Source organism: Oceanobacillus alkalisoli (assembly GCF_022213125.1).
Taxonomy (GTDB): Bacteria; Bacillota; Bacilli; order Bacillales; family Amphibacillaceae; genus Oceanobacillus; species Oceanobacillus alkalisoli.
In genome coordinates, this window is the sequence record NZ_JAKNRA010000003.1 from 255713 (window position 1) to 263021 (window position 7309).

Consider the following 7309-nt stretch of genomic DNA (forward strand, 5'->3'; position numbering starts at 1 on the left):
GGGGACAGGGAGGTGAATACCTAGCAATAGATAAAGTAATAAATGGAAAGGGCCTGCCAGGCTTTGCTATAACTGCCTCCCTTGAAAAGTTAGTAATCCATTTTTTTAAATTTCCATTGTCCTATTAGACTTGAAACAATAATCCATAATAATAGGACTAATATTGCTCGGAGAAGTGAGCCATCAGCAGAATGAACATCGATGAGCGCGGATAATGCATCCTCGGGAAAAATCGGTAATAATATATCGGAAATATCGGCGGGAAACATTTTAATGAGCGCTGGGAGGAACATCACGCTTAATGCAAAAGCTGCTCCCCCAAATGCGGATTGCAGATAAAAAGTACCTGACGCGCTTAATAGGCTGTAGAATAATACCATCACGATAGAACCAACAATCTTTGTAAAAATATTGAGAGCGAATATGGATAAGCCCCCCATACCATTCATTGATAATACTAGCTGATCAATGGCAAAGAAAAGCAGTATTAATACAATACTAAGAAGAATGGCGAGGATGGATATAAATGAAACTTTAGACAGGAAATAATTCCCTCGAACAGGAGTAATTGCAAGGTTTGTATGAACCGCTCCCGAAGTTAAATCTTTTTTGACAAAATTAGCAGTAAATATAAGGAGCATAATTGCCGCGACATCCATGCCAAGTAATGTTATATCAATAACCTCCATACTGGATAGCTCTATTAATGCTCTTCCTTGTGTAACATTTGTAGTGAATAAAAAAATCATTCCCAGTAAGATACTTAAACAAATGGTTGAAATCAGAAAGGATCGATTACCTGGAAGGTAGAATATTTTTTTGAAATCCGCCTTAATTAAGTTTTTCATTTGGTCTTCACCCCTTTTGCAACATATTCTACTTTCCCATCGGTTATTTCGGTAAATAGGTCTTCTAAAGAAGGGTTTACTTTTGTTAGTTGAAATAGGATAATTTGATGATCATGAGCTAACCTTCCGATTTCACTTGCCTCTAAGTTTCGTACTTCGAGACCTGCGTTATGAGGTTTGATTAAAGCATGTTTTTTCTGTAGCACGTTTTTAAATTTAGCAATATCATTTGCTTCAACATAAACATAGGAACTTAAACTTTTTTCATTCATTTCCCCCATTGTCATGTCAGCTAGCAACTTACCCTGCCCGATAATGACAACCCGATCAGCAACGGCTTCTATTTCCCTCATCAAGTGGCTGGAAACAATAACGGCTTTACCTTGGTCAGCAAGTTGTCTGAAAAGCTTGCGCAGCCATTTAATACCGTCTATATCCAGGCCGTTAAAGGGCTCATCTAATATAATTGTGTCAGGGTTGCCGATTAATGCAGTTGCAACACCCAAGCGCTGTTTCATTCCTAGCGAATAAGACTTCACTTTTTTATTTTTCACACTTTGCAATCCAGTTACATCCAACATTTCTTCTATTCTACTTTTTTCAATACCTGCCGCTGTTGCAATAATCGACAGATGCTGTTCCGCAGTAAAGTTTTTATCTAATGTGGATGGGTCAATTAATGTTCCGATTTTTTTCACTGGTTCTCGGAAATCACTGTATTTTTTTCCGTCAATTATTACTTTTCCATGTGTAGGTTGAACGAGGGAAATGATCATTTTCATTGTTGTTGATTTACCAGAACCATTAGGACCAAGGAAGCCTGTAACTGCTCCTGGCTGAAGCGTTAAATTTAGACGGTCAACCGCTGTTTTATCACCAAACTTTTTTGTTAGATTTTCTGTTTTAATCATTGATTTCACCCTTCCTCTCAAGGTAATAGCGATGTGCTGCTTCGATGAAAGCTTTGGAAAAGTTGTATAAAAATAAATCTTCCTCTGGCCACTGGTCGCTTAGATCGGAGCCTCTTTCATATTCCGCCAGTATTTCGGGGTCATCCGTAGCGTTTTTAGTGAATCTATCCCATTTTTCTCCCAACTGGTATCCTGCCTCGTTTTCATATTGATTACTGTTTAGCTTTAACGCAGCAGCTTCCAAAATAAGCTGTTTCCACTGCCAGTAGAAATCTATAATTTCCCTGTAGTCGATATCTCTGCTTTGAAATACCTTTTTAGTTTGTTCATCGTATTCGACATTTGCATAGTCCAATACAGTTTGTTTATTTAAGCCGCATATCAGCTTTATTATCGGCTCTATATCCTTATCGGGATTTAACTCAATGGAGTTTTCGACAACTTTAATAATAATCAAATTCATTTTAATTTCCATTTCTTGCTGGAATAGAATATCAGCCTGTTTATTTAAAATCTTTTTCATATCAGAGAAATCATTGAAATTTGTTAAGTGATTTTTAATTTCTTTAAGTGGCATGCCAATTCGTTTATAGAATAAGATTTGTTGAAGCCTCATTAAATCATTTTTGTTATAGTATCTTAATTTTTTATTCTTATCTCGCTGTGCAACAAGTAAATTGATTCGATCGTAGTATTGAATGGTTCTTATCGTTGCTCCAGATAACTTTGCTAATTCACCGACAGTGTACCGTTTTTTATTCATTCCATAACCTCCTGATTTAATTAAATCACATTACGTAACGTCGTCTGCAATACCTTTTAAAAAAAACCGTGCTAATTAGGCTGCATATTGTGATTAAATATGAAGTAGGTTTTATTCGATTATTTACAGTTTGTGCAAGGAAATGCTGACTATGCTTGGGAAAGTCGGGGTCTATTCATTACTGCTATTAATGATAAAAAGCCCTACAAGTCATTTAAGGATAATAGGCAAAGATCGTGAAATAATTCAGGCTGATATATTATCCTTCTTGAATAACTTAACATGGTGAATGAAATAAAAACATAATAATTTGATTAGTAATGCTAAACATTGAATACATGAAAGAAATATACTTAATTCAAAACAAACACCTTGCAATTTAATCAGTTGAGTGGTAAAGTGATAGTAACGAAAGGGAGTGAGGCAATTTGAAAAAGAATACACGAGGTTCCTTAATCTGGCTAAGGATTGCACGATTTACGCATCAAAGTAACCTGTTATCGAATGAATTCCTAAAACAATTTGACATTACTGCTGCGCAATTCGATGTGTTGAACCAGGTAGCCACTTACCAGCCAATCATGCAAAGTGATCTCGCTACAAAAGTAACGGTATCACCTGGTGGGATATCGCGCATGCTCACTCGCCTGGAGCAAGAAGGTTATATCCAGCGCAAGCAAGATTGGAAGACGAAATGGATTTCTCTCACCTGTAAAGGGGAAGAGAAAATGCAGCAAGTGTTTCATCATCAGCTTCATTTCCAAACAACGATGCTGAATGGCTGTTTGACAGAAGAAGAGCAAAAGACATTATATCAATTAATGACAAAACTACAGAAGCATACCGCATCAGAGTTAGAGGGTTGAATATAAACAATTATTTTTTTAGTTATCAGTTGACTAGTAAACTTAAAAATGGAGGAGATTGACATGTTTACCATACCAGGACATCATCATATTTCGATGATTACAAAGAACGCCAGTCAAAATAATCACTTTTATAAACAAGTACTAGGTTTACGCCGTGTGAAAGTAACGGTGAACCAAGATGATCCATCGATGTACCATTTATTTTATGGAGATAAGACAGGTAGCCCAGGTACGGAACTGACCTTTTTTGAAATTCCAATGTCAGGACATACGTATCGTGGTACAAACGCAATCACAAGAATCGGGTTATTAGTACCATCAGTGGAAAGCCTGCATTATTGGAAGGAACGCTTTGAAAAATATGACGTATATCATGATGAAATTAGCACATATGCGAATCAATCGGCATTAAAATTTGAAGATCCAGATGGACTGCGTCTCGTGTTGCTCGCTTCCAGTGAACGAATCGACCACTGGGAAACATGGGAGAAATCAAATGTCCCCGAAGAGCATCAAATTCAAGGCATGGGGCCGATTGAAATGACCGTGCGCAGGCTTGAGAAGTTAGCAAATACGCTTACAGATATGTTCGGTTACACAGAGATAAGCCGGAATGAAAGTGAAGCAATTTTTCAATCTGTTGAAGGAGAGACTTTTGGAGAAATTGTTGTGAAATATATGGATGGCCCATCGGAAAGACCAGGACGTGGCAGTATCCATCACTTAGCAATTCGTGTGCGCAATGACGAAGAACTAGCGTATTGGGATGAACAGGTAAAACAAAGGGGTTTCCATTCATCGGGAATTGTGGACCGTTTCTATTTTAAGAGCCTGTATTTCCGTGAATCAAACGGGATTCTTTTTGAAATTGCAACGGATGAGCCAGGATTTACGGTTGATAGTGATGTGGAAAGCTTAGGCGAGCAGCTTGATTTACCGCCGTTTCTTGAAGAACGAAGAGAGGAGATTGAAGCGAAATTAGCTCCGATTGAAGAAAAGGAGGAAGAATAAGATGATTGAGATCTTACCGAGAATCAATGAATTGGCCAAAAAGCAACGTGAAGCAGGACTAACTTATAAGGAGAAGGCTGAACAGAAAGTGCTCCGGGAAAATTATTTACGAGCAATCCGCGGACAAGTGCTTGATACATTTTCCGGGATGAAGGTGATGGACCCGCTTGGGCAGGATGTAACGCCGGAGAAGGTGCGGGAATTGAAATAGGAAGCTTGAGTAGTATCGTTTCGGATTTTCCCGCAAATTAAAAGGCAGTAGAGGAGAGTATCCTTTGCTGCCAATTTTTTATTCTAATGATCATTCCGGATAAAAGATAACAGTAAAAAATCTGACCAGCTCATCCGTATCATTTTTATACATATGAACTGTATTTGCAGGAAACTTAATGGTTTCAAGTGCCTTTAATTCAAACTTCTCATCATGAATCTCAAGCGTAAGTGTCCCACATTGGATCAATATATATTCCTCACCAAGATGTTTCTCCGCTTGATGGCTGAATCCGGGCTTCAATTCTACGGTAAAAATTTCAAATTTCTTCTCCGGATGGAATGGAAAGACGGAATAGACAAGATAATTACCCCCGTCGTCAATGACAGGACGGAGCTTCGACATATCGATTTTTTCAATTCTAGGTTTCTCACTTTCCTTAAGAAAATTAGAAAATGACACTTGTAGCCCATTGGCAATCTTCCAAAGTGTAGTGACGGTCGGATTGGACTTGCCTCTCTCGATTTGAGCCAGCATTGCTTTACTGACCCCGGTCAATTCGGCTAATTGATCGAAGCTTAATCCTCTTGCTTTTCTTATTTCAGCAAGATTATCTGCAATCACTTCTTGAATGAATTCCATACCAAATCTCCTTGACTCTTTAATATGTTTATTATAGCATATAAGGAACAATATAACATACATATGTTTAAGATTACGAACGAAGAGAGTGAGGAAATAATGAGTGAGTTAGCAAAGGATTTAGATAATGGATATAAACTGTCTACTTTTTCTCAAGGTGTAAAGGATTGTATTCCGACTTTGTTTGGCTATATCAGTATTGGGATTGCAGCAGGAATTGTCGGTGCTTCCTCCAATTTAAGTGTACTTGAAGTTGCCCTTTTATCTATACTCGTTTATGCTGGCGCAGCTCAATTTATTATCTGTGCATTGATTGTAGCAGGCAGTCCTATATATGTTATTGTATTTACAACTTTCATTGTGAATTTAAGGCATTTATTATTATGTATGACCTTAGCTCCTTATTTCACAAAGTATTCCCTGTTGAAAAACATCGGGATTGGTGCTCTTGTCACAGACGAGTCATTTGGTGTCGCTGCAAATAAAATTGTTCAAAAAGAAACATTCAATGATCGCTGGATGAACGGGTTGAATATAACTGCTTATATTTTTTGGATTTTATCTTGTGTCGCAGGTGCGATTTTTGGAAAATGGATTTCCAATCCGGAGGTACTTGGGTTGGACTTTGCTTTAACGGCTATGTTCCTCGCTTTACTCGTATTGCAATTAGAGCATATTGATAGTGATAAATTGAAGTTTTATTTATCCTTAATCGGTTATGTCGTTGTACTGATGATCGTATTTTGCTTGTTCGTACCTTCTTATATTGCCATTCTCTTAACTACGGTAATCGTTGCTACGATTGGAGTGGTAAAAGATAAATGAGTATAAATCTAACCATACTTTTAATTATAGTAGGCTGTGCTATTGTTACCTTTATTCCAAGGGTTATTCCGTTCATCGTTATTCGAAATATAGCGCTCCCGAAAGTTGTCGTCAAATGGCTTTCATTTATACCGGTTTGTATTTTTACTGCATTAATTGTGGATAGTTTTATCATTCAAGATACGGCAGTGTTAGCGATCGATTGGAGAGTGCTTGCTGCCATTATTCCAACACTTCTTATCGCATTATGGACAAAGAGTTTATCGGCTACTGTTCTGATAGGGATTGTATGTATGGCGACGGTTCGGTTTTTCGTTTGATTATTCAGAGATTATATTGCATCGTCAACCCTTTTTAGCTATTCTTATCTAAAGGGTATATTTTATTTCTCTTATATCCTTATAAAAGCTGAAAGGAATGGTAATATGGCTATCCCGAGCAGTGATAAAAAATATTCGTATGCTGATTACCTGACATGGTCAGAAGGAGAACGAATCGAATTAATTGCTGGGCAAGTTTATAATATGTCACCCGCTCCTTCACGTCTCCACCAGCAAGTATTAGGTGAATTATTCACAGCATTTTCCGTTTTCTTGAAAGACAAAGAGTGTAAAGTCTTTTTTGCTCCTTTTGATGTTCGGTTATTGACAGAAAACAAAAATGATGCTGCCATTGATAATGTCGTGCAACCTGATTTATCTGTTATATGTGATAGAAAAAAGCTAGATGACCGGGGTTGTAATGGAGCACCTGACTTGATTGTTGAAGTCTTATCACCATCATCTGCTAAGATGGATCGCTGGAATAAATACCAGCTTTATGAAAAGGCGGGAGTAAAAGAATATTGGCTTGTGGATCCAGCAAATGAATCTGTAGAAATTTATCTTTTAACGGATGTTGGGTACAAATTGCAAGGAATATTTACAAAAGAAGATACCGTTTCTGTTCAAAGCTTACCTGGGTTGGAGCTAGATTTAAGTCATATATTTGAATGAAAAAGTAAAAAGGCTGGGACATCGCTCTATTTGATATGCTCCCTTTATAGTAGACAGAGAAATAATAAAAGATCTCTACTACTATAAAGGGAGTTTTTATTATGTCAGAGAAAGTAATGAAACACACATTGGATGAAAGGGTTCAAGCTGTATTGTGCGTGCTAGAGGGGGAGCTGCCTGATAGTATTGTTGCAAGAAAATACAATGTTAGCGACACTACCATTCATGCTTGGA

General features: G+C 37.5%; 10 protein-coding genes. 6 read left to right on the forward strand and 4 right to left on the reverse strand.

The annotated features are described in order from the left end of the window. Positions 1-89: 89 nt before the first annotated feature. From L3V42_RS07220 to L3V42_RS07230, 3 genes are read right to left on the reverse strand one after another with little or no spacing between them, the layout of a single operon-like run. Positions 90-848, reverse strand: a complete 759-nt coding sequence (locus L3V42_RS07220) for a hypothetical protein (protein WP_235763603.1) — start codon at positions 846-848, stop codon at positions 90-92. Continuing rightward, a complete protein-coding gene (locus L3V42_RS07225) occupies positions 845-1759 on the reverse strand; it encodes an ABC transporter ATP-binding protein (protein ID WP_238471670.1) in 915 nt (304 codons plus the stop codon). Before L3V42_RS07225 ends, L3V42_RS07220 begins: the two co-directional genes overlap by 4 nt. Further along, positions 1752-2522, reverse strand: a complete 771-nt coding sequence (locus L3V42_RS07230; protein ID WP_235763601.1) for a MerR family transcriptional regulator — start codon at positions 2520-2522, stop codon at positions 1752-1754. The genes L3V42_RS07225 and L3V42_RS07230 overlap by 8 nt, the downstream gene beginning before the upstream one ends. Before the next feature lie 428 nt (positions 2523-2950). Here L3V42_RS07230 and L3V42_RS07235 point away from each other — a divergent pair, with 428 nt between their 5' ends. The 3 genes from L3V42_RS07235 (at position 2951) to L3V42_RS07245 (ending at position 4613) form a co-directional block, all read left to right on the forward strand. Next, the gene (locus tag L3V42_RS07235) at positions 2951-3388 is read left to right on the forward strand and encodes a MarR family winged helix-turn-helix transcriptional regulator (protein WP_238471671.1); all 438 of its coding nucleotides are present in this window, start codon (positions 2951-2953) and stop codon (positions 3386-3388) included. Positions 3389-3451: 63 nt separating this feature from the next. Continuing rightward, a complete protein-coding gene (locus L3V42_RS07240; protein ID WP_238471672.1) occupies positions 3452-4402 on the forward strand; it encodes a ring-cleaving dioxygenase in 951 nt (316 codons plus the stop codon). 1 nt (position 4403) lies between these two features. Then, positions 4404-4613: a DUF896 domain-containing protein gene (locus L3V42_RS07245; protein ID WP_235763598.1), complete on the forward strand. Its 210-nt coding sequence runs from the start codon at positions 4404-4406 to the stop codon at positions 4611-4613. A 90-nt stretch (positions 4614-4703) separates the two neighbouring features. Here the strand turns inward: L3V42_RS07245 and L3V42_RS07250 are convergent, their stop codons facing one another. After that, the gene (locus tag L3V42_RS07250; protein ID WP_238471673.1) at positions 4704-5255 is read right to left on the reverse strand and encodes a helix-turn-helix domain-containing protein; all 552 of its coding nucleotides are present in this window, start codon (positions 5253-5255) and stop codon (positions 4704-4706) included. 99 nt (positions 5256-5354) lie between these two features. On the opposite strand from L3V42_RS07250, the gene L3V42_RS07255 reads away from it, so the two are divergent. The 3 genes from L3V42_RS07255 to L3V42_RS07265 all read left to right on the forward strand — a co-directional run bounded on the left by L3V42_RS07255 (position 5355) and on the right by L3V42_RS07265 (position 7075). Then, complete coding sequence (locus tag L3V42_RS07255; RefSeq protein ID WP_238471674.1) at positions 5355-6080, forward strand: AzlC family ABC transporter permease; 726 nt, start codon at positions 5355-5357, stop codon at positions 6078-6080. Further along, complete coding sequence (locus L3V42_RS07260; RefSeq protein WP_238471675.1) at positions 6077-6400, forward strand: AzlD domain-containing protein; 324 nt, start codon at positions 6077-6079, stop codon at positions 6398-6400. Before L3V42_RS07255 ends, L3V42_RS07260 begins: the two co-directional genes overlap by 4 nt. A gap of 105 nt (positions 6401-6505) precedes the next feature. Then, positions 6506-7075, forward strand: coding sequence for a Uma2 family endonuclease (locus tag L3V42_RS07265; RefSeq protein WP_238471676.1), 570 nt, complete (start codon positions 6506-6508; stop codon positions 7073-7075). Positions 7076-7309: the final 234 nt, after the last annotated feature.